Annotated in this window: 20 protein-coding genes; 6 read left to right on the top strand and 14 right to left on the bottom strand. The window is 62.4% G+C overall.

Annotation, left to right across the window (positions count from 1 at the left end):
- Window positions 1–192: 192 nt before the first annotated feature.
- The 11 genes from hutC to ACZCWR_RS17995 form a co-directional block, all read right to left on the bottom strand.
- Window positions 193–888 (bottom strand): histidine utilization transcriptional repressor HutC, encoded by a 696-nt coding sequence (gene hutC / locus ACZCWR_RS18045; protein ID WP_487304351.1) that lies wholly within the window; start codon window positions 886–888, stop codon window positions 193–195.
- Entirely contained in the window at window positions 885–2,423 is a 1,539-nt protein-coding gene (gene hutH / locus ACZCWR_RS18040) for a histidine ammonia-lyase (protein ID WP_487304350.1), read from the bottom strand. Before hutH ends, hutC begins: the two co-directional genes overlap by 4 nt.
- A gap of 125 nt (window positions 2,424–2,548) precedes the next feature.
- The gene (locus ACZCWR_RS18035) at window positions 2,549–3,019 is read right to left on the bottom strand and encodes a GNAT family N-acetyltransferase (RefSeq protein ID WP_487304349.1); all 471 of its coding nucleotides are present in this window, start codon (window positions 3,017–3,019) and stop codon (window positions 2,549–2,551) included.
- Window positions 3,020–3,138: 119 nt separating this feature from the next.
- Entirely contained in the window at window positions 3,139–3,516 is a 378-nt protein-coding gene (gene crcB, locus ACZCWR_RS18030; protein ID WP_487304348.1) for a fluoride efflux transporter CrcB, read from the bottom strand.
- Between the two features lie 37 nt (window positions 3,517–3,553).
- The gene (locus ACZCWR_RS18025) at window positions 3,554–4,594 is read right to left on the bottom strand and encodes a DmpA family aminopeptidase (protein WP_487304347.1); all 1,041 of its coding nucleotides are present in this window, start codon (window positions 4,592–4,594) and stop codon (window positions 3,554–3,556) included.
- Window positions 4,591–5,481 carry a glutathione ABC transporter permease GsiD gene (gene gsiD, locus ACZCWR_RS18020; RefSeq protein ID WP_487304346.1) on the bottom strand — a complete coding sequence of 297 codons (891 nt, stop codon included), beginning with the start codon at window positions 5,479–5,481 and terminating at the stop codon, window positions 4,591–4,593. The genes ACZCWR_RS18025 and gsiD overlap by 4 nt, the downstream gene beginning before the upstream one ends.
- Before the next feature lie 15 nt (window positions 5,482–5,496).
- Window positions 5,497–6,417, bottom strand: coding sequence for a glutathione ABC transporter permease GsiC (gene gsiC, locus ACZCWR_RS18015; protein ID WP_487304345.1), 921 nt, complete (start codon window positions 6,415–6,417; stop codon window positions 5,497–5,499).
- A gap of 9 nt (window positions 6,418–6,426) precedes the next feature.
- Entirely contained in the window at window positions 6,427–7,968 is a 1,542-nt protein-coding gene (gsiB, locus tag ACZCWR_RS18010; protein ID WP_487304344.1) for a glutathione ABC transporter substrate-binding protein GsiB, read from the bottom strand.
- Between the two features lie 44 nt (window positions 7,969–8,012).
- Complete coding sequence (locus ACZCWR_RS18005) at window positions 8,013–9,917, bottom strand: dipeptide ABC transporter ATP-binding protein (protein WP_487304343.1); 1,905 nt, start codon at window positions 9,915–9,917, stop codon at window positions 8,013–8,015.
- On the bottom strand, window positions 9,914–10,885 hold the full coding sequence (locus ACZCWR_RS18000; RefSeq protein WP_487304342.1) for an isoaspartyl peptidase/L-asparaginase family protein: 972 nt from the start codon (window positions 10,883–10,885) through the stop codon (window positions 9,914–9,916). The genes ACZCWR_RS18005 and ACZCWR_RS18000 overlap by 4 nt, the downstream gene beginning before the upstream one ends.
- Entirely contained in the window at window positions 10,882–11,802 is a 921-nt protein-coding gene (locus ACZCWR_RS17995) for a MurR/RpiR family transcriptional regulator (RefSeq protein ID WP_487304341.1), read from the bottom strand. The genes ACZCWR_RS18000 and ACZCWR_RS17995 overlap by 4 nt, the downstream gene beginning before the upstream one ends.
- A gap of 190 nt (window positions 11,803–11,992) precedes the next feature.
- On the opposite strand from ACZCWR_RS17995, the gene ACZCWR_RS17990 reads away from it, so the two are divergent.
- Together ACZCWR_RS17990 and ACZCWR_RS17985 are read left to right on the top strand one after the other, a co-directional pair.
- The gene (locus tag ACZCWR_RS17990; RefSeq protein ID WP_487304340.1) at window positions 11,993–13,258 is read left to right on the top strand and encodes a mechanosensitive ion channel family protein; all 1,266 of its coding nucleotides are present in this window, start codon (window positions 11,993–11,995) and stop codon (window positions 13,256–13,258) included.
- A 162-nt stretch (window positions 13,259–13,420) separates the two neighbouring features.
- Entirely contained in the window at window positions 13,421–14,431 is a 1,011-nt protein-coding gene (locus ACZCWR_RS17985) for a LysR family transcriptional regulator (RefSeq protein ID WP_487304339.1), read from the top strand.
- A 6-nt stretch (window positions 14,432–14,437) separates the two neighbouring features.
- Here the strand turns inward: ACZCWR_RS17985 and ACZCWR_RS17980 are convergent, their stop codons facing one another.
- Window positions 14,438–14,734 (bottom strand): YciI-like protein, encoded by a 297-nt coding sequence (locus ACZCWR_RS17980; RefSeq protein ID WP_487304338.1) that lies wholly within the window; start codon window positions 14,732–14,734, stop codon window positions 14,438–14,440.
- A 110-nt stretch (window positions 14,735–14,844) separates the two neighbouring features.
- Here ACZCWR_RS17980 and ACZCWR_RS17975 point away from each other — a divergent pair, with 110 nt between their 5' ends.
- On the top strand, window positions 14,845–15,081 hold the full coding sequence (locus ACZCWR_RS17975; RefSeq protein WP_487304337.1) for a hypothetical protein: 237 nt from the start codon (window positions 14,845–14,847) through the stop codon (window positions 15,079–15,081).
- Window positions 15,082–15,251: 170 nt separating this feature from the next.
- The gene (locus ACZCWR_RS17970) at window positions 15,252–17,090 is read left to right on the top strand and encodes an OmpA family protein (protein WP_487304336.1); all 1,839 of its coding nucleotides are present in this window, start codon (window positions 15,252–15,254) and stop codon (window positions 17,088–17,090) included.
- 72 nt (window positions 17,091–17,162) lie between these two features.
- Here ACZCWR_RS17970 and ACZCWR_RS17965 read toward each other — a convergent pair whose 3' ends face one another.
- On the bottom strand, window positions 17,163–17,651 hold the full coding sequence (locus ACZCWR_RS17965; protein ID WP_487304335.1) for a hypothetical protein: 489 nt from the start codon (window positions 17,649–17,651) through the stop codon (window positions 17,163–17,165).
- A gap of 130 nt (window positions 17,652–17,781) precedes the next feature.
- Between ACZCWR_RS17965 and ACZCWR_RS17960 the strand changes: the two genes are divergently transcribed.
- Window positions 17,782–18,036, top strand: coding sequence for a GlsB/YeaQ/YmgE family stress response membrane protein (locus tag ACZCWR_RS17960; protein ID WP_487304334.1), 255 nt, complete (start codon window positions 17,782–17,784; stop codon window positions 18,034–18,036).
- 162 nt (window positions 18,037–18,198) lie between these two features.
- On the opposite strand, the gene ACZCWR_RS17955 is transcribed toward ACZCWR_RS17960, so the two are convergent.
- A complete protein-coding gene (locus ACZCWR_RS17955; RefSeq protein ID WP_487304333.1) occupies window positions 18,199–19,413 on the bottom strand; it encodes an ROK family protein in 1,215 nt (404 codons plus the stop codon).
- Between the two features lie 243 nt (window positions 19,414–19,656).
- On the opposite strand from ACZCWR_RS17955, the gene ACZCWR_RS17950 reads away from it, so the two are divergent.
- Entirely contained in the window at window positions 19,657–19,872 is a 216-nt protein-coding gene (locus ACZCWR_RS17950; protein WP_487304332.1) for a hypothetical protein, read from the top strand.
- Window positions 19,873–19,876 lie beyond the last annotated feature (4 nt).

Raw genomic sequence — 19,876 nt, 5'->3', positions numbered from 1 at the left:
CTTAACTTATTGTTTATACGCGATTTTTAACGCTCAGTGCGAGAGAAGTGGCTCCGCCGACCACCGTGGATTGCAGCTACGCCAGACAATTGTCATCGGCGCGTCAGAAACGACTCGTGCCGTTCGGCGCCCGCGCTTTCTCCCGCCGCACCATCACGTTGAAAATCGATCCGCCTCAAATAATCGTCGTCATCAAAAGTGGCCGGTGAACTGATAACGGTCGCCCGGATGCCAAAGATTGGCGACTGATGCCACCGCATCCCGCGACCATGTCCGACGATGCAGCAGCAGACACGGCGCATGTTCCTTCATGGCAAGCGCCTGGCGAATCGCGTCAGGCGGCACAGAAGCCTCGATCCGGTATTCGACGCGCTGCAACGGCGCGGCCACCATCAAATACTGATTCGGCGTGATGCTCGTGAAATCCTGCCGCGCATATTCCGGCGCGAGCGCGGGGTTCACGTGGCGATCTTCCATCTGCACCGGCTCATCGTTCTCGAAGTGCAGCACGCGCGAATGAAACACCGGACTGCCGAGCGCAAGTTGCATTTCGGCAGCCAGCGTTTCCTCGACGATGGTCGCGCCCAGAAGCAGCACCTCCGCGCGATAAACATGACCGCGTGCCGCGATTTCATCGGAAATGCTGCGAATTTCGACGAGCGTGGATGCGTATTTAGGCTGCGCGACGAACGTGCCCGCGCCTTGCACGCGTGTAAGCACTTGTTCGGCAGTCAACTCGCGTAGCGCGCGGTTCACGGTCATGCGCGCGACCTTGAACTCGCGCGACAGTTCGTTCTCGGAGGGCACCTGATCGCCCTCCTTCCACTCGCCACCGTGGATGCGTCGCAGGATGTAGTCCTTGATCTCCTGGTACGCGGGCGTGCTCATGCCTGCGCTTCCGACGCTTCCGACTCGAACGCGAACGGACTATGCCGCGCGATCTCGCCCTGTTGCACGAGCGTGGCGACAGCGGCGATATCCGGCGCGAAGTAGCGGTCCAGATCGTAATGCGGCACCTGCGCGCGCAGCGTCTCCATCACATTCGCGAGCGGCGCGCTGGTCCGGTGCGGCGCGCGCAAATCCACGCCCTGCGACGCAGCGAGCAATTCGATGGCGAGAATATTCGCCGTGTTGCTGGCGATGTCGCCGAGCTTGCGCGCCGCGAAGGTCGCCATCGACACGTGATCTTCCTGATTCGCCGAAGTCGGCAGCGAATCCACCGAGGCCGGATGCGCCAGCGTCTTGTTCTCGGAGGCCAGCGCCGCCGCCGTCACATGCGCGATCATGAAGCCCGAATTGACGCCGCCATCGCGCACGAGGAACGGCGGCAGACCGGAGAGCGTGGCATCGATCAGCAACGCGATGCGGCGCTCCGCCAGCGCGCCGATTTCCGCCGCCGCGAGCGCGAGATTGTCGGCGGCGAAAGCAACCGGCTCCGCATGAAAGTTGCCGCCGGACAGCACTTCGCCCGTGTCCGGGAAGATCAGCGGATTGTCGGACACGGCGTTCGCTTCGATCAGCAGCACGCTCGCCGCATGACGCATCTGGTCGAGGCATGCGCCCATGACTTGCGGCTGGCAACGCAGGCTGTACGGGTCCTGCACTTTCTCGCAATCGGCATGCGACAGATTGATGCCCGAGCCTTTCAACAACGCGCGGTAGGCAGCGGCGGCATCGATCTGACCGCGATGGCCGCGCAGTTCATGAATGCGCGCATCGAAAGGGACGACGGAACCGGCGGCGGCATCGACCGACAACGCGCCCGCGACCAGCCCGGTGCGGAACAGGTCTTCGATCGCGGAGAGGTTGTACAGCGCGAGCGCGGCCGATGCCTGCGTGCCGTTGAGCAGCGCCAGCCCTTCCTTCGCCTGCAAGGTGAGCGGCTTGAGGCCGGCGACAGCGAGCCCGTCCGATGCGCTGGCCCGTTCGCCGCGAATGGTGACTTCGCCGAGACCGAGCAGCACGGTGGACATATGCGCGAGCGGCGCAAGATCGCCGGATGCGCCGACCGAACCCTTGACCGGGATGATCGGCAGGACATCGGCATTGAACAGCGTGACGAGCGCGTCGATGACCTCGCGCCGGATGCCCGAATGACCGCGCCCGAGACTCGACAGCTTGAGCGCCATCAAAAGACGCACGACCGGACGCGACATCGGCTCGCCCACGCCCACCGCGTGCGAGAGCACCAGATTGCGCTGCAGGAGTTCGAGCTGGTCGGCCGGAATATGCGTATTGGCCAAACGCCCGAAACCCGTGTTGATGCCGTAGGCCGGATCACCCTTCGCGGCGATCGCGGCCACCGCCTGCGCGCTGGCATCGATGGCGGCGAAGCTGGCCGGGTCGAGCCGCAAGGAATCTGCGCCGCGCGCGATGCGGCGCAATTGCGGCAGCGTGAGCTTGCCGGGCGTGAGCGTGATCATGGTTCATCCTGTCTATACAAGTCAGACCTCAGTCTAAACGGGCAAGACAGCCGAAACAAGAGGCTTTAAGGGATTCTCCTAGGCCACGCATCACGACCTTGTCTAGACAAATCGAGGGTGGGACATCAGATCTTTTTCTCCATCACGAACTGGACAAACTGCTCGCCGCGCACCGTCACCGTCCGGCCCAGCAGCGTGATGTAACCGCACCGCTCGAAGAACGGTTGCGCGGTCGTGCTTGCGTAGGTGTGAAGCACGGTGACTTCCGCCTCGGCGGCCTCGGCCTCAAGTCGCGCAAGCAACGCGGTGGCCACGCCACGCCGCTGATGTTCCGGAAGCACATACAGCATGTCGATCAGTCCGTTGACGTGGAGATCGATAAAGCCCACCACCTTACCCTCGTGCATGGCGACCCAGGTCGGCCGGTTTTCACGTTCCTGCACCCATTTCTCGTAATCGATGTCTGCCCAGGCCTCGATCTGATCCGGATTGTATTGAGACTTCGTTTCGCGCACTGAACGAAGGAACACTTCCGTCACGCTGTCGAGGTCTTCGGGTTCATACAGCCTGACATCGTTAAACGGGAGTCCGCGCATTTCATCACCTTCTTTATTGCGTTGATGCATTGAGAATAGAACCGCGTGAAAAAGAAAGATTATGCGCGAAAGATGACCCGCGTCTTTCGGTATGCCAATGAATTAGGACAAAACCACATTCAGGTCAGGATAGCCACCGTCGCAATGCCGAGCGCCGTCATCAAAAGTGACGAGCAAACATGGATGGCGATTTCCCCGAGCGCCCAGCCGGTGCGGCCTTGCTGGAGGTGCGCGACCACTTCGGCGGAGAAAGTCGAGAAGGTCGAAAGACCGCCCATCAGGCCGGTGATGACGAACAGCCGCCATTCGACCGGCAGCGCCGGCATGCGCGCGAAGAACGCTACTGCCACGCCGATGATGTAACCGGCAATGATATTCGACGCCAATGTGCCGAGTGGCAAGTTTGGGAAGACGGCGTTCAGGCGCAACCCGAGCACCCATCTGAGCAGCGAGCCCAACCCGCCGCCGACGCCCACCGCGATGATCGACAAATACATGAATTCAGACCGTCTTCTTTTGAATTGAACGATGACCTCAGTTCGGCATTTTACCGGTATCGCCTGCGTTCACCACGGCTTGCGCGTCCTTGAGCGAAAGGCGCCGGTGCCCGTTGCGTCCCGTGACTGAACCCGCGCTATAAAGCGCATCGACGATGGCCTGTTCGACGCAATCCGCCGCCGACTGAAACACGGGATCGAGCCGCGCATCGGCGACGAGCGGCGGAAGTGTGACGAAGGCGGCATCGTGCGGCACGGTGTAGGCGGTCGAGAACGCCAGCGCGATATCGCCGCTGCCATGCCCGAAACACGAACCGGTGCGCGCGAGACCGGCGGCGGCGCGCATCGCGAGACGGCGAAGCTGACGCGCGTCGAGCGGCGCATCGGTGGCGAGGATCATGATGATGGAGCCTTGCTCGGGTGCGTGCGATTCGCGCGCGGCTTGCAGACGGCGGCCGATGGCATCGCCTGCGATCGTGAGTTGCGGCAAGCGCCCGAAGTTCGCCAGCACGAGCGCGCCCGTCATGTATGCATGTTCGCCGATGCGCGCCACACGCGAAGCCGTGCCGATCCCGCCTTTCAGTTCGAAGCACGACATGCCGCGCCCCGCGCCCACTGCGCCGCGTGCGAAGTCGGCGCTGCAAGCATCGAATGCTTCAGTGTAATGACGCGCTTCGACCGCGAACGCCTGCATGTCGTTTAGATAGCCATCGTTGCATTCGAACACGAGCGGATTGACGCTCGGCCAGTCGCGCCCGATCAGCGGGTTCGCATCGATGGCGGCGCGAATCTGCGCATTCGCCACCGTCCCCACAGCGAACGTATTGGTCAGCGCAATCGGCGTTTCCAGCACGCCGAGTTCATCGGTCTGCACCAGCCCCACGCTCTTGCCGAAGCCATTGATCACGCACGCGCCCGCAGGCACTTTCGCGCGATACACATCGTCGCCGTGCGGACGGATAACGGTGATGCCGGTCTGCACGTCATCGTGCGCGAGCGTGCAATGGCCGACCGTCACGCCCGCGATATCCGCGATGCTGCCGCGCGGACCGGCATCGAGCAAGCCGATATGCGTCATGGGCGGTCGAGTTTCGGGTCCAGCGCGTCGCGCAGGCCGTCGCCGAGCAGGTTGAAGGCAAGCACCGTGAAGAAGATCGCAAGGCTCGGAAAGATGGCGACGTGCGGCGCGGTCGCCATGTCGGCGCGCGCTTCGTTGAGCATGGCGCCCCACTCGGGCGTGGGCGGCTGCGCGCCGAGTCCGAGAAACGACAGGCTCGCCGCCGTGATGATCGAGGTGCCGATGCGCATCGTGAAGTACACCACGACCGACGAGATCGTTCCCGGCAGAATGTGCCGCGCGATGATCGTCCAGTCCGATGCCCCGATGCTGCGCGCCGCCTCGATATAGGTCAGATGCTTCAGCGCCAGCGTATTGCCGCGCACGAGCCGCGCAAAGGCAGGAATGCTGAAGATCGCCACCGCGCACACCACGTTGACCATGCCGTTGCCGAGAATCGCGACCACGCCGATGGCGAGCAAAATCCCCGGAAACGCGAACAGCACGTCCGAAATACGCATGACGATACGATCCCACCAGCCCTCGTAATAGCCCGCAAGCAATCCGAAGAACGTGCCAATCACCGCGCCGATCACGACCGATAACAGACCCGCCGAAAGCGAAATACGGCTGCCCACGAGTATGCGGCTCAAAATATCGCGGCCCAGCGAATCCACGCCGAACCAGTGCGCGGCGGATGGGCCTGCGTTGAGGGCATCGTAATCGAAGAAGTTTTCCGGATCGTACGGCGCGATATATGGTGCGATCACCGCGACGATAATCAGCAGTACGACGAACACGCCCGCCGCCAGCGCCACCGGTTGCTGCCTGAACTTGCGCCAGAACTCGGTCCACGGCGTGCGGATTTTGGGTGCATCGTCCACCGTGGTTTCTATTGTCGCGCTCATGACGTTCTCACTTTCTCACTTGAAGCGGATGGTGGGATTGATGACCGCATACAGCACATCCACGATCAGATTGATGACGATGAACTCCAGCGAGAACAACAGCACTTCCGCCTGAATCACCGGATAGTCGCGCATTTCGACGGCATCCACGAGCAGGCGGCCGAGGCCCGGCCAATTGAACACCTTCTCAACGACAATCGAGCCGCCGAGCAGAAAGCCGAACTGAAGGCCCATCATGGTGACGACGGGAATCATCGCGTTGCGCAGGCAATGCTTGAGAATGACCATCGGCTCATGCACGCCCTTGGCGCGCGCGGTGCGCACGAAGTCCTCGCCCAGCACTTCCACGAACGATGCTCGCGTGAAGCGCGCCATCACCGCCGCGACGGCCGCGCCCAACGTGAGCGAAGGCAGCACGTAACCCTTCCATGTGCCGTCGCTCACGATAGGCAGCCAGCCGAGCTTGACCGAAAATATCTCCATCAGCAGCATGCCGAGCGCGAAGGCGGGAAACGAAATACCCGACACCGCGAGCGTCATGCCGAGCCGGTCCGGCCAGCGGTTACGCCACACTGCAGAAGCGATCCCGATCGCCATGCCGAACACCACCGCCCACGCCATGCTCGCGAGCGTGAGCCACAGCGTCGGCATGAAGCGCTCGCCGATTTCGGTGGACACGGGCCGCTTGCTGCGCGTCGAATTGCCGAAGTCGAAGTGCAGCGCGTGGCCGAAGAAACTCACCAGTTGTTGCGGCAAGGGCTTGTCCAGTCCGAGATCGGCACGCACGAGCGCGACTGTTGCTTCGTCCGCTTCGGGACCGGCAGCCAGACGCGCGGGATCGCCCGGTAACAGATGCACGAACAGAAACACCAGCACCGCGACGATCACGAGCGTCGGTAAAAGGCCAAGCAGGCGTTTGGCGAGGAAGTTAAACATCGCGTCGATTTACTTGATGGCGATCTCGTCGAAATTGAAGGAGCCATCGGGCATGACGTAAGCGCCGGAAAGACGCTTGCTGCGCGCATACACGACCTTTTCCGTGACGAGGAAGATCCACGGTGCATCGGCCCAGATACGTTTTTGTGCGTCTGCGTAGAGCTGGGTCTTTTCGTTGCGGTCGGTCGTGGCGAGCGCTTTTTGAAGGTCGGCATCCACTTCATCGTTTTTGTAGTAGGCCGTATTAAACAGCTTCGGCGGGAACGATGCACCCGACAGCAAGGGCGAAAGCGCCCAGTCCGCTTCGCCCGTCGATGACGACCAGCCGATATAGAACATGCGCACCGGCGCGGTCTTCGGATCGGGCGCGCTTTCCACGCGTTGCACACGTTGCCCGGATTCGAGCGCTTCCACGCTTGCCTTGATACCGACTTGCGCCAGTTGTTGCTGCACGAACTGAATGATCTTCTGCGCCGTCGTGTAGTTATAGCCCGACCACAACACGGTCTCGAAGCCGTTCGGATAGCCCGCTTCCTTGAGCAGTTCGCGCGCCTTCGCGGGATCGTATTTCCACGGGCCGAGCTTGGTCGCGAAGTCCACGCCCGGCGGCACGACGCCTTCCGCTGGCGTCGCGTAGCCCGCGAATGCCACCTTCACCAGCGCCTCTTTGTTGACCGCGTAATTGAGCGCCTCGCGCACCTTCGGATTGTCGAACGGCTTCTGCTGCATGTTCAGGCTGATATAGCGCTGAATGATCGAAGGCGCGGCGATCAGATCGACCTTCGGACTGGATGCCAGCGTCGCGGCCTGTTCGAACGGCACCTGAAACGCGAAATCGGCTTCGCCGGTTTGCATCAAGGCCGCGCGCGTGTTGTTGTCCACCACCGGCTTCCAGTCGATCATGTCGATCCTCGGCAAGCCCTTTTGCCAGTAGCCCGCGAACTTCTTCACCTTCATGTCGTCCGTCTGCTTCCATTCGACGAACTCGAACGGACCCGTGCCCACCGGATGAAACGCGATGTCCTTGCCATACTTCTGCAACGCCGTGGGCGAGATCATCACCGCCGACGGATGCGCCAGCACATTGATGAACGCCGAGAACGGGAACTTGAGCGTGATCTTCACCGTGTACGGATCGATCACTTCGGTCTTCTCGATCTTGTTGAACAGGTTGTAGCGCTTGAGATGGTTATTCGGATCGGTCACGCGATCGAACACGGCTTTCACGGCGTCAGCGTTGAAGTCGGTGCCGTCGTGAAACTTCACGCCCTGGCGCAAGTGGATCGTGTAGACCTTGGCATCGGTGCTGGCTTCGTAACCCGTCGCGAGCACGGGATGAATCTTCATGTCCTTGTCGAAGCCATACAAGCCCTGATAGAACGACTTGCAGACGGCCTGCGAGAGCGTGTCGTTGGCGTCGTACGGGTCCATTGTCGTGAAGGTCGAGGCGACGGCCATCACGGCGGTGCTTTGTGCGAATGCAGCGACCGGCGACAGCGCGGCGATGGCGCTCGCCGCGATCAGCGCGCGCAGGGTGGAAGAAATCGGCATCGTTCAACTCCTTTGACGTTGTGGTTTCTTCTTCGGCTTCAATATCAATAAGCGCCGCCGACATGATGCTCGGCAACGTAATGGTCCGGTCCGACAGCAACGAGCTTCGCGACGACAGGCTCATCGCCGAGCATGCGAATGGGGCTCGGAATCTCGTCGGCAGCGAGCATGCGCGCGGCGTGACGGCGCGATGGATCGGCGACCGGCACGGCACTCATCAGCTTTCTCGTGTATGGATGACGCGGCGCTTCGAACACGGATGCACGCGGCCCGATCTCCACGATCTGCCCGAGATACATCACCGCCACGCGATGACTCACGCGCTCCACCACGGCCATGTCATGCGAGATGAACAGATACGCCACGCCCAGTTCGCTTTGCAAATCGAGCATGAGATTGACGATCTGCGCACGCACGGATACATCGAGCGCGGAGACGGATTCATCCGCGATCACGACCTTGGGATTCAACGCCAGCGCACGCGCAATCGCGATACGTTGCCGCTGTCCGCCCGAGAATTCATGTGGATAACGTTGCGCGGCTTCGGGCGGCAAGCCGACTTTATCGAGCAGCCAGTCCACGCGCGCCTGTGCTTCCTTGCCGCTTGCGACCTTGTGTACGAGCAGCGGTTCCATCACCGAAAATCCCACGGTCAAACGCGGATTGAGCGAGGCAAACGGGTCCTGAAAAATGAACTGGATATTGCGCCGCAACGCCTGCAATTCAGGGCCTTGCAACTTGCTGATATCGCGTCCGTCGAATTCGATGGAACCGCTCTGGCTTTCCACGAGCCTTAGCAACGAACGACCTGTCGTCGATTTGCCGCAACCTGATTCGCCAACGAGCGCAAGCGTTTCGCCGCGACGAAGATCGAAGCTCACTTGCTCGACCGCATGCACGGCAGCGGTCGTGCGTCCGAACAAGCCGCTTTTAACGGGAAAGCGCGTGACGAGATCGCGCACGCGCAGAATGGGCGCGCTGTTTTGATCGACCTCGGGCTGGCGCTCGTGCTCGACGGCTTCGGAGGGACGCAGGGCGCTGGCATCGTCGGGAGCCAGTACGGCAGGCTCTACTTCGAGGATGGGAAATTTCGCGGGAGACGCGGTGCCGCGCATCGCGCCGAGCGTGGGAACCGCGGCAAGCAGCGCCTTCGTATAGCTATGCTTCGGGTTCCCGAACAATTCGTCCGAGGCCGCTTCTTCCACCTTCTCCCCGCGATACATCACCAGCACGCGGTCTGCCACTTCGGCAACCACGCCCATGTCATGCGTGATGAAGATCACGCCCATGTTCATCTCGTTCTGCAAGCCGCGTATAAGCTGCAGAATCTGCGCCTGAATGGTCACATCGAGCGCGGTGGTCGGTTCGTCGGCGATCAGCAGCGCGGGCTTGCACGAGAGCGCCATCGCGATCATCACGCGTTGACGCATGCCGCCTGACAACTGATGCGGATAACGCCCGAACACGCGCCGCGCCTCGGGAATGCGCACGAGATCGAGCAGGCGCAGCACTTCGTTGCGTGCTTCCGCGCGGCTCTTGCCCTGATGCAGCGCGATCGCCTCGGCAATCTGATCGCCCACGGTGAAGACCGGATTCAACGATGTCATCGGCTCCTGAAAGATCATGGCGATGTCCGCGCCGCGCACGCCGCGCATCGTGGCCGTGGATGCGCGCGCGAGATCGAGCACCTGCCCGCCGCGTCGCCTGAACGCGATGCTGCCCGATGCAATCGCGCCGCCGCCGTGCTCGACGAGCCGCATCAATGCAAGCGAAGTCACGGACTTGCCCGACCCGGATTCGCCGACGATGGCGAGCGTCTCGCCGCGATCCACCGAAAACGACATGCCGCGCACGGCTTCCACGGTGCGAGAACGCGTGCGGAACGCGACCGACAGATCGCGCACGTCGATCACGCGGGATTCGGGCAGCGTGAGCGCGGAGTTCGTCATCGATAGATTGCGGTGACGGGGACTTCGCCCACGCGCGCGTAGCCGCGATACATGCCTTCGGTGTTGAACGGCAGCGCGATGTTGCCGCGCGCATCGACCGCGATCAACCCGCCGCGTCCCGCGATGCGCGGCAGCTTGTTCATCACGACATCGTTCGAGGCTTCTTCCAGCGGCACACCGCGATATTCCATCTGCGCGGAGACGTCATACGCGGCGAGCATGCGGATGAACATCTCGCCGGTGCCGGTGGTCGAGACGGCGCAGGTCGCATCGTTCGCGTAGCAGCCCGCGCCGATCAATGGCGCATCGCCGACGCGTCCGGCCTGCTTGTTGGTGATGCCGCCCGTCGATGTCGCGGCGGCGAGATGGCCGTGCGCATCGAGCGCGACGGCGCCTACGGTGCCGAATTTTTTCGTCGGATCCAAAGGGTCGTCTTCGCCTTTGAACGCGAAACGCGTCGCGGCATCGTGATCGAGGATGATCCCTTTCGTGCCGCGCGCATCGAGCCATTGCCGGTGACGCGCTTCGGTATGAAAGTACGATGGCTTTACTAATTCCAGCCCTTGCGCCTGCGCGAAGGCTTCCGCGCCCGCCGCCGTGAACATGACGTGTTCGCTTACGTCGAGCACGCGGCGCGCAGCCAGCACGGGGTTTTTCACGCGCATGACGCAGCAGACGGAACCGGCATCGAGCGTTGCGCCGTCCATCACTGAGGCGTCGAGTTCGTGCGTGCCTGCCGCCGTGTAGACCGCGCCGTGGCCCGCGTTGAACAGCGGGCAATCTTCGAGCAGACGCACGGCTTCGGTGACGGCATCGAGCGCGCTGCCGCCTTCGGCCAGCAAGCGCTCGCCCGCACGCAGAATGTCGGTGAGCGCGGTTTGATAGCGCGCTTCGGCATCCGCGCTCGACGCGCTTCGCAGGATGGTGCCCGCGCCGCCGTGAATGGCGATGACTGGCTTGATGCTCATTCGCGCGACTCCTTTTGATGTTTGCCATCCGTCACCGGCGCGACGAGCCACGGCAGCACGCATGCAGCGAGACCTGAAGCCGCTTCGACCGGAGCTTGCGCGCGATGCGCCACTGCATCGCACAGGGCTTCGATGACGGCGAGCACGGCGGTATCGCAATTCGCCGCGAGCCGGCGTTCGGCACGCACCGGCAACACGAGGTCCGCCACCTGCGCGAGCGGCGATTGCGCGCTGTCGGTCAGCGCCAGCACGCGCACGCCATGATCGCGCGCCTGCCGCGCCAGCGCGATGGTGTCATCGACATAACGCGGAAACGCAATCGCAATCAGCACATCGCCCGCCGATGCCGTGAACAAGCGCCGCGCCGCATGCGATGGCCCGCCCAGCAGCGCAAGCGATTGCACGTTGGAACAATACGGCGTCAGGCCGTGCTCCATGAGTCCCGCGAGATACGCGCTCGCGCCGTAGCCGAGCACGAACACGCGGCGCGCGGCCAGCACGGCATCGACGAGCGCTTCGGCCTTCGCGCCATGCACGGAGGTCTGCGCGAGTTGCAGATTGGCGCACGCCTGCGCCAGCGATGCATCGAACACTTCGGCACCGCTCGCCGGCGTTTCGAGCGCCGAACGCAGACGTTCGACCGGCGCGATGGTCGCCTCGAACCCGCGCACAAGCGCCTCGCGAAACGCCGGATAGCCCGAGAAACCGAGCGTGCGCGCGAAACGATTCGCCGTGGCGACGGACGCGCCGACCGCATCGGCCAGTTCGTCGATGCGCATGGTCGCCGAGCGGAACAGATTGGCGAGCACGAACGCGCCCATGCGCCGGTGGATCGGCGTGAGACGCGGCATGGCCGCCGCGATGCGCGCGGCGATCGGCACTTCATCGGCGAAAAGATTAGGCGTGGAACGGGACATGAACGCTTTCCGGCTCGCGAAGCCAATCGTAATGAAACTATATTTACTCAAAAGCCCCGCCAGAAAAAATTCATTTTCATGGTGTCCGGGTTTTCGATGATCCGGCGAACGTCCGGCCGATACGCACGATTCGGGTGCGCGTCATGCACAATACGATGCCCGCGAACTTTTCCGTCCCAACATTCCGAGCATGAATTTCGATTTTCTGGCCGACCAGTTGCAGGACCATCTGCCCACGCATGCATGGGCGCAACTGCTGCTCGGCCTGTTCACGCTGGCGCTCGTCGCGCTGTTCCTGCAATGGGTGGTCGCGCGCATCGTGCTCGGCTTCGCGCATCGGCTGCTGGTGCTGGCCGGTCATACGGCGTGGGATCAGGGCTTCATCCGGCGGCGCGCTTACCATCGCTTGTGGTACGCGGTGCCGTTCGCGACCGTGGCGCTGGGCATCGACGAAGTGCCGCATATCGGCCGCTGGGCCGAGCCGATCGAACGCGTGGCGCATGCGGCCGCTTGGATGTGCCTGTTCTTTGCGATCGGCAGCGTGTTGTCTGCGTGGCAGGACGTTTATGCATCGAGCAAGGAAGCGCAGACGCGTTCCATCAAAGGCTATATCCAGATCGGCAAGCTCGCGCTCGTGCTGGTGTGCAGCGTGCTCGTGCTGTCGATCCTCATCGACCGGTCGCCTTTATGGATGCTCTCGGGACTCGGCGCGCTGTCCGCGGTGCTGCTGCTCGTGTTCAAGGACACGCTGCTGTCGTTGGTCGCGAGCACGCAGTTGACTTCGAACGACATGCTGCGAATAGGCGACTGGATCGAGATGCCGCAGGCCAGCGCCGATGGCTTCGTGAAAGACATCGCGCTGCATACGGTGAAGGTGCAGAACTGGGACAACACGGTCACCACGGTGCCTACGTACAAGCTCTTTTCCGAGAGTTATCGCAACTATCGGCATATGTTCGAATCGGGCGGAAGACGCATCAAGCGCACGTTGCGCATCGACGCGCAATGCGTGCGTTTCTTAAGCGACGAAGAAACCGAACGGCTGATGCGCTTTCGCCTGCTGCACGATTATCTGGAGCAGAAGCAGACCGAAGTGGAACAGGCGAACCGCAATCTCGGCGAACTGGCGAACGAGCCGGCGAATCGTAGAAGGCTCACGAATATCGGCACGTTTCGCGCGTATGGGCTGGCTTATTTGCAGCGGCATCCCGAGATTCGGCAAGACATGGCGATCATGGTGCGCATGATGGAGCCGCAATCGGAAGGCATTCCGGTCGAGGTCTATTGCTTCACGGCCACCACGGCGTGGACACAATACGAACGCATTCAGGGCGATGTCTTCGATCATCTGCTGTCCATTCTTCCTGAGATGGGCCTGCGGCTTTATCAGGCGCCTTCGGGGACGGACTTTTCGGGCATCGCCGGGCGCTTGCGCGGTGACATGCCGACGCTGTGATTCGCAGCGTCGCACGAGCGCCAAAAAGAATCAGGCAAGAATCCGCCAGTTTTGTGTATTCACGTTGACACCTCCAGTCCTTACGATCTAACCATCGCCGATGCGCCTGTTATTCACGCGCCGCGCATCGCCTCTCATCGTCAGAACCAAGGAAAACTCAACGTGCTAGATCGCGTCCATGCCATGCGTGTCTTTACGCGTGTCGTCGATACGAACAGCTTCACGCGTGCAGCCGAATCGCTCGGCATGCCGCGTGCGAGTGTCTCGACGACCGTGCAGCAACTCGAAGCGCTGATCGGTGTGCAATTGCTCGCCCGCACCACGCGGCGTCTGAATCTCACTGTCGATGGCGCTGCTTACTATGAGCGCTGCTCGCAAATCCTCGCCGATATCGACGAGCTGGAATCCGGCTTCAGTGCGGGCGAGGAGCGCCTGCGCGGGCGCTTGCGCGTGGAAATGCCGGATACGGTGGCGACGAGCATCGTCGTGCCCGCGCTGCCGGAGTTTCACGCGCGTTATCCGCAGATCGAACTGTCGCTCGGAATCGGCAGCCGGAATATGGATCTCGTAGGCGAAGGCGTCGATTGCAGCGTGCAACTCGGCGAATTGCCCGATTCCGGTCTGATCGCGAGACGCCTCGGCGTGCTCGAACAAGTGACGTGCGCGAGTCCGGCGTATCTGGAAAAGCACGGCATGCCTGCATCGCTCGATGAACTGACGCAGCATGTCGCGGTGAATTGCGTATGCGAGAAAGGCGGCCGTCCCGCCGATTTCGAATTCGACGTGGACGGCGACCCCATCGCGATGCGCATGCGCGGCTTCGTGCAGGTCACCGACGAACACGCGTATCTCGCCTGCGGTCTCGAAGGACTCGGATTGATTCAGCCGCTACGGATCGCGGCGCAACCGTTCCTGCGTTCGGGGCAATTGCGCGAAGTGTTGCCGGAGTGGCAATCGCCGCCGCTCAAGGTATCGGTCGCGTTTCTGAAAAGCCGTCAGGCGACGCCGCGTGTTTCGGCGTTCGTCGACTGGCTGGCGGATCTGTTCGAGCGCTCGCAGCAGATGGACGACACGCTGGAGAGCTTTTACCGCGCGGCGCAACGCCGTGTGCCGACACAAGGCAAGCGTCCGTCCGACGATCAGCAGCCCACCGAGGAAACCGCCGACGCCTGAAGCCGCTCAGCGCACCGGCGTCGATGCGTCCTCGCCCACCACCGTGTTCCACTTGCGCACCTCCCAACGCGTGACGAGCCCGTTCGTCACGTAAGGGTCGGTGCGCGCGAAGGCTTCCGCGCGCTCGGGGGAATCGCCCGTGAAAAGGAGCATGGCGCGGTCGGCGGGCGAATCGAGCGCACCGGCCAGCACGATGTCCCCACGCTCGACGGCCTGCCACGCCAGCCCGAGATGCGCGTCGCGAAATTGCGCGCGGCGTTCGAGGTAATCGCTGCTCAGTTCGTAGATCAACAGATAGTGCATGCCGTCTCCTTCCATGTGCGACGCGAAATTAAGAATTCAATACGACTTGTCTGATCGTCTAAAACGGGCGGATCGAACATGATGCGCGGGTACTCACTGGACTCCCCACCATGCACCGCGATCAACCGCCCTGTAACACCTGCGCCCGGCACGACTGCCGCACTTGCGCCTGGACTTCCCCGCTCGATGCATCGTATCGCAACTTCATTCACTCGCAATCGCTGCTCACGCTGTTCGCCATGAGCGTGACGCGCCGTGAGCAAATGCCTGCGGAACCTTCGTGGTTCGTGCTTGCAGGCAAGCGTATCGCCAAATTCTTTGCTAACGCGACCGTGCGCGCGCGTTAAAAACTTGCCTTCGCGCAGCATCGACACCGCCGACATCGTGCGTTCGTTGATGCATCCGCGCTGAATTCGTCAATAAGTTTGTCACCGCCTTTTTAGGATAACTGTGCATATAGAATGCGCGGCAAACTTGCGCCCGCGTTCGGCGCATCTGTAATAAAGGATCAATAGCGATGAGTATCAATCTGGTCCAGGCGATCGAAGCCGCCATGTCGGACAAATCCGCGGAACATCTCGCGCAGCAATTCGGCATTCCGGCTCATATCGTCCGGCAACTTGCTTCACGTAGCGCGCCGGGCCTGGTTGCCGCGTTGATGGAACGGGCGTCGCTCTCCTCGGGTGCGCGTGCGCTGTACTCGATGGTGATGCTGCCCGAAACCAATGCCTATATCGTGGATCAGTTCGATAAGCTGATCTCGACCACGGGCGGCCTCAAGCATCTTGAATCGAACGGTCACGCGCTGTTCGCGCATGCCACCGGCCAGCGCATGGACATGCTGACCGATGCCGTCTCTGCCGAAACCGGCGTGCCGACGCAGGCCACTTCCGCGCTTGCGGGCATTGTCGCGGGCGTGCTGTTTGGTATCGTCAAGCGTCACTTCCTGCTGGCGCAGTGGACCACGCCGCAATTGCCTGCGCTGCTGCGCGATCAGATCGGCGAGATGAAGACATCGCTGACGAACGGCGTGGCGGCGGCGATCGGCGTCGGCAGCACGGAAGGTTTCGTCAACACCGTCGCCGCGCGTCTGGACGCCGTCACGGCCACGTTGGAAGAGCGCGATGAAACCACGGTGCTGAGCGCCGCCGCCGCAAGCGTCCCCGCTATCGGTGCACGTCCCGCGCCGGAACCAGCGCCCGCGCCCGCAGCACCTGCGCCGGCCAACGCGCCCCGGAAAGTGTCGCCGCCCATGCCGCCGCGTCCGCCTGCACGCAAGCCGGTGAAGAAGAAATCGAACAAGTGGATCTGGCTGCTGTTCGCGGTGCTCGCCGCCATTCTCGCAGCGGTCTACTACCGTGGGTTCACGCAACAAAACAATATCGATCTGAATCCGTCGGCTGCTACTTCGCCGGCGACCGCGCCGGTCGAGCCTGCATCGTCGGCGGCAGCGGAGCCGGTAATGGCATCCGATGCCGCCTTGCCGCTGACTGCTTCGGCGAGTTCGGCGGATGCATCGTCGGCGGCTTCGGCACCGGTTGCTTCGGCACCGGTCGCGTCAACGGCCGACTGGAAAGACGCGCAACTGCTGTTCAACGTGAGCGCGGCGGGCGTGCCGTCCGTTCAGGCGACCGTCGGCACGGAAGCGGAAAAGCAAAGCATCATCCAGGCGCTGGAACATCGTTTCGGCAAGGGCTACAGCGCGGACATTTCCGTGGTGCGTGAAACGCGTCCGGCCACGTGGCTTTCGCGTCTCAAGGACCTCATGCCGCTGATGTCCGTGCCCGGCGCGGAAGTCAAATTGAATGGTTCGAAGGTCGAACTGAGCGGCGCGGCGGCCGATGGCAAGCTCGGCTGGGTGGATCGCCTGAAGACGGCGTTCGGCGGTGCGTTCCAGGTCGGTTCGTTCGATGTCGATGGCGCCGTCGCCAGCGCCGCGCAATCGTTCCGCGCCAGCATGAAGACGCTGCTTGCCGCCGACGATGCCTGCTCGGGCGACAAGCTCACCAAGGTGCTGGACATGCAGGTCGTCAATTTCGCGCGTTCGAGTGCGACGGTTCCCGAAACGGCCTACTCCACGCTCGGCCAGACGGCTGAACTGCTGAAGAGCTGCGCGGCCAAGGGTTCGATGGTCAAGCTCGAAGTCGCTGGCTATTCGGATTCGACGGGTCAGGCGCCCGCGAAACTTGAAATGTCGAAGGAGCGTGCTCAGGCCGTGCGCGGCTTCCTGGTTCGCGAAGGCGTGCCGCCGCAATCGCTGACGGCCACGGGCTTCGGCGACGCCAACCCGATCGCCGACAACGCGACGGAAAGCGGCCGCTTCACCAATCGCCGGATCGCGTTCGTGGTCAGGTAAGCGCGCTTCATCGTCGCGAAAAAAATGCCGCCGTGTGAGAGCACGGCGGCATTTTTTATTTCCACGCCCGGATCAATTCGGCTTGGCGAAACCGTTCTCGGCCCATCGTTCGGCGCTGGCCTTGCTGAGCTTGAATGCAGGCGACACCCGCACGTGCGCGAGTTGCGTGCCGTAGGCATCGAAGGCCTTCAGGTCGGCGTAGGGATCGTCGTCATCGGGAACGATATCGAGCGTGACCGTTACATCGTCGCCATTCGTTTCGATGACGAGATTCTTGTGCAGCAACGCATGACGCTGCTGTTCATGACGGCGCAATACTTCGGACGCGGTCTTGACCAGCGTGCGAAACGCGTTGGCATCGAGCGGCTTGGGGTTCTTCTTGTCGCGGCCCATCGTCCACGGGCCGACCAGCGCGGGTTCCGCTTCGCCCGCCTGAATCATCTCGACGGCCCAGCCGTCGTCGTCCTCGTTCTTGATGACGCGCGCGGTCCAGCCGTCGTCGCGCCAGAGGCGGTCTTCGTGAATGGCGTCGTCGGGCGACGCGAGATCGGGTTCGGTCATCTGTAGCAGGAATGCGGGGGTGAAGGACTCGTCGATTCTACCTTGCGCGTCCGCGCGTTCGCCGTGTCACACCCAAACGCATCGCGGCGTGCTACTTTGCGCCTACGGAATAACGAGAAGGAGTGATCCCATGTTTTCATTCATCGGTACTTTGATCGTCGGCCTCGTCGTCGGGCTGATCGCGCGCGCCATCAAGCCGGGCGACGACAGCATGGGCTGGATCATGACGATCGTGCTGGGCATCGCGGGTTCGCTGATCGCGGGGTATGTCGGGCGCGCGCTCGGTTGGTATCAGCCGGGGCAGCCCGCAGGATGGATTGCGTCGGTCGTTGGAGCGATCGTGCTGCTGGTCATCGTGGGGATGATTCGCAAGCGGAGCGTGTAACGGTTGCGTCATCCGACGGAACATCGAAAAGCCTCGTTCTCATCGAACGAGGCTTTTTTTATCAACCTACATTCATCCTTCGCCATCTGACGGATGTTGTTGCCATAGTCGAAGGCCGGCACGCCCTCTCCTGGTTCCGCGCCTGTATGAACAGCGCGCGAATCAAGATTCCGGCGGCTTCAGGAACAACTCATGTTTCGGCGCGAAATGCGCGTACAGTGGGAGAATTGCGCCGCCCATCGCGCGGGCATCGGGGCCGATGCGGCCTTCCGCTAAACGCGGGCGCGCCATGCCTTGCCAGTCGTAGCCGCCGAGCGCATCGTCCGTTCGGCCGATGACTTCGTGCAGCAGCGCGCGATCGATCTCGCCATCGATGACGACCGCTTCCAGATCGAGCAACGCCGCCGCGCACGCGATGCTCATGGCAATGGCCGGACACGCATCGCTCATCCACGCTTCGGAGAGATGACGCCATTCCGGCGAGCACGCGCGCGCATCGTGTGCGGCGGCGGCGGGTGCGCCCGCTGCGGCCAGCGCCTTTTCCAGCACGTACACCGATGCGGTATTCAAAAGCTGGCCACGCTGACCGGAAAGCGGCAGCGATCCAATCGCGCCCGCGTTGCCGCCGGGACCAACGTGCAACCGTCCATCGACGACCAATCCACCGCCGATGAACGTCCCGATGAACACATAAAGAAAGTTGCGCAGCCCGCGCCCTTCGCCCATCACGAGTTCGGCGGCACAAGCGGCGGTCGTGTCCTTGGCGAACTCGACGGGCAAATCCGTCATCGCTTCGATGCGCGCGCGGATATCGATGTCGTTCCACGCGTCCAACACACCGGGCGGCGTATCGAAGAAATCGCGCCAGCCGCCGAGCCACAAAGGCGCGGCCACGCCGATGCCCGCGATCCTGCTCGCATCGTCGCCGAGCGCGGCAACCGCGCGCGCCAGCCGTTCTTCGAGCGCGGGAAACAGCGTGGCCGGATCGGGGTATGCATAGTCGAGCGTTTCGCGCGTGCGCACGCTGCCGGCGAAGTCCATCGCGAGCACATCGAGGCTGCGTCGTCCGACCTTCACGCCGATGGAAAACGCGCCATCCGCACGCAGCGAGATCGGCACCGATGGCTGACCGATACGCCCACGCACGCGCGTGCGTGGATCGCGCGCAAGCAGGCCATCCTCGATCAGATGATCGACGATCAGCGAAACGGTCTGCATGGACAGCCGCGTGTGCCGCGCGATATCGGCCTTGGGCAACGCGCCGTGCAAGCGGATGGCCTGAAGCACGATCCGCTCGTTGAATTGCCGCATGCCGAGTTGATTGGAACCGATGGAATGCGAATGCGGAGAAATGGCGCGTGCGGCTTTGTCAGTCATGCCGGCGCGCCCGTGAAGCGGCGTTCATGTTGCTCATCCCCGTGATTGGTCTGCCCGGACCGGAAGGCGATTAAATCCGGCGCTTTTATTTAGTAAAGACGTCCGCGCCGATTTTAGCAAGCTGCTTTCGCCCGCCTTTCGGCAGTTGATCACGAAGAAAAGATGCGCGACTCACGCAGTGCAATATTTTTCCGGATTTTTGGCGGCGTAAGTTTGCGGCTTCACTCCACGCCCATCCGCATCATGAGCACACTCGAAGCCCTTCACGCCATCGTCGCCGACGAACGAGCGCCGCAGATCATCCGCGATCACATCGTCGATTCGCTGCAGTTTGCGCTGCGCAATCATCCCGGCTATTTCACGCGCAAGGAGATCGAGTGGCTGGCGAAGTGGGACGACTCGCGCATCCCGATTGCGGCGGGCAAGATTCTGAAGGACATCAACACGACGCCGGTTTAAGTCC

Source organism: Caballeronia sp. A2-2 (assembly GCF_057612605.2).
This window is presented reverse-complemented; position numbering and strand designations above follow the sequence as displayed.

Excerpts from the sequence above, each read along its gene's own strand:
- ACZCWR_RS17960 (WP_487304334.1), top strand. The coding sequence starts at position 17,782 with ATGTTTTCATTCATCGGTACTTTGATCGTCGGCCTCGTCGTCGGGCTG.
- gsiD (WP_487304346.1), bottom strand. The coding sequence starts at position 5,481 with ATGAGCGCGACAATAGAAACCACGGTGGACGATGCACCCAAAATCCGC.
- ACZCWR_RS17965 (WP_487304335.1), bottom strand. The coding sequence starts at position 17,651 with ATGACCGAACCCGATCTCGCGTCGCCCGACGACGCCATTCACGAAGAC.
- ACZCWR_RS18005 (WP_487304343.1), bottom strand. The coding sequence starts at position 9,917 with ATGACGAACTCCGCGCTCACGCTGCCCGAATCCCGCGTGATCGACGTG.
- ACZCWR_RS17970 (WP_487304336.1), top strand. The coding sequence starts at position 15,252 with ATGAGTATCAATCTGGTCCAGGCGATCGAAGCCGCCATGTCGGACAAA.
- ACZCWR_RS18025 (WP_487304347.1), bottom strand. The coding sequence starts at position 4,594 with ATGACGCATATCGGCTTGCTCGATGCCGGTCCGCGCGGCAGCATCGCG.
- ACZCWR_RS18000 (WP_487304342.1), bottom strand. The coding sequence starts at position 10,885 with ATGAGCATCAAGCCAGTCATCGCCATTCACGGCGGCGCGGGCACCATC.
- ACZCWR_RS18035 (WP_487304349.1), bottom strand. The coding sequence starts at position 3,019 with ATGCGCGGACTCCCGTTTAACGATGTCAGGCTGTATGAACCCGAAGAC.
- hutC (WP_487304351.1), bottom strand. The coding sequence starts at position 888 with ATGAGCACGCCCGCGTACCAGGAGATCAAGGACTACATCCTGCGACGC.
- crcB (WP_487304348.1), bottom strand. The coding sequence starts at position 3,516 with ATGTATTTGTCGATCATCGCGGTGGGCGTCGGCGGCGGGTTGGGCTCG.
- ACZCWR_RS17955 (WP_487304333.1), bottom strand. The coding sequence starts at position 19,413 with ATGACTGACAAAGCCGCACGCGCCATTTCTCCGCATTCGCATTCCATC.
- ACZCWR_RS17990 (WP_487304340.1), top strand. The coding sequence starts at position 11,993 with ATGAATTTCGATTTTCTGGCCGACCAGTTGCAGGACCATCTGCCCACG.
- hutH (WP_487304350.1), bottom strand. The coding sequence starts at position 2,423 with ATGATCACGCTCACGCCCGGCAAGCTCACGCTGCCGCAATTGCGCCGC.
- ACZCWR_RS17975 (WP_487304337.1), top strand. The coding sequence starts at position 14,845 with ATGCACCGCGATCAACCGCCCTGTAACACCTGCGCCCGGCACGACTGC.
- ACZCWR_RS17995 (WP_487304341.1), bottom strand. The coding sequence starts at position 11,802 with ATGTCCCGTTCCACGCCTAATCTTTTCGCCGATGAAGTGCCGATCGCC.
- ACZCWR_RS17980 (WP_487304338.1), bottom strand. The coding sequence starts at position 14,734 with ATGCACTATCTGTTGATCTACGAACTGAGCAGCGATTACCTCGAACGC.
- gsiB (WP_487304344.1), bottom strand. The coding sequence starts at position 7,968 with ATGCCGATTTCTTCCACCCTGCGCGCGCTGATCGCGGCGAGCGCCATC.
- gsiC (WP_487304345.1), bottom strand. The coding sequence starts at position 6,417 with ATGTTTAACTTCCTCGCCAAACGCCTGCTTGGCCTTTTACCGACGCTC.
- ACZCWR_RS17950 (WP_487304332.1), top strand. The coding sequence starts at position 19,657 with ATGAGCACACTCGAAGCCCTTCACGCCATCGTCGCCGACGAACGAGCG.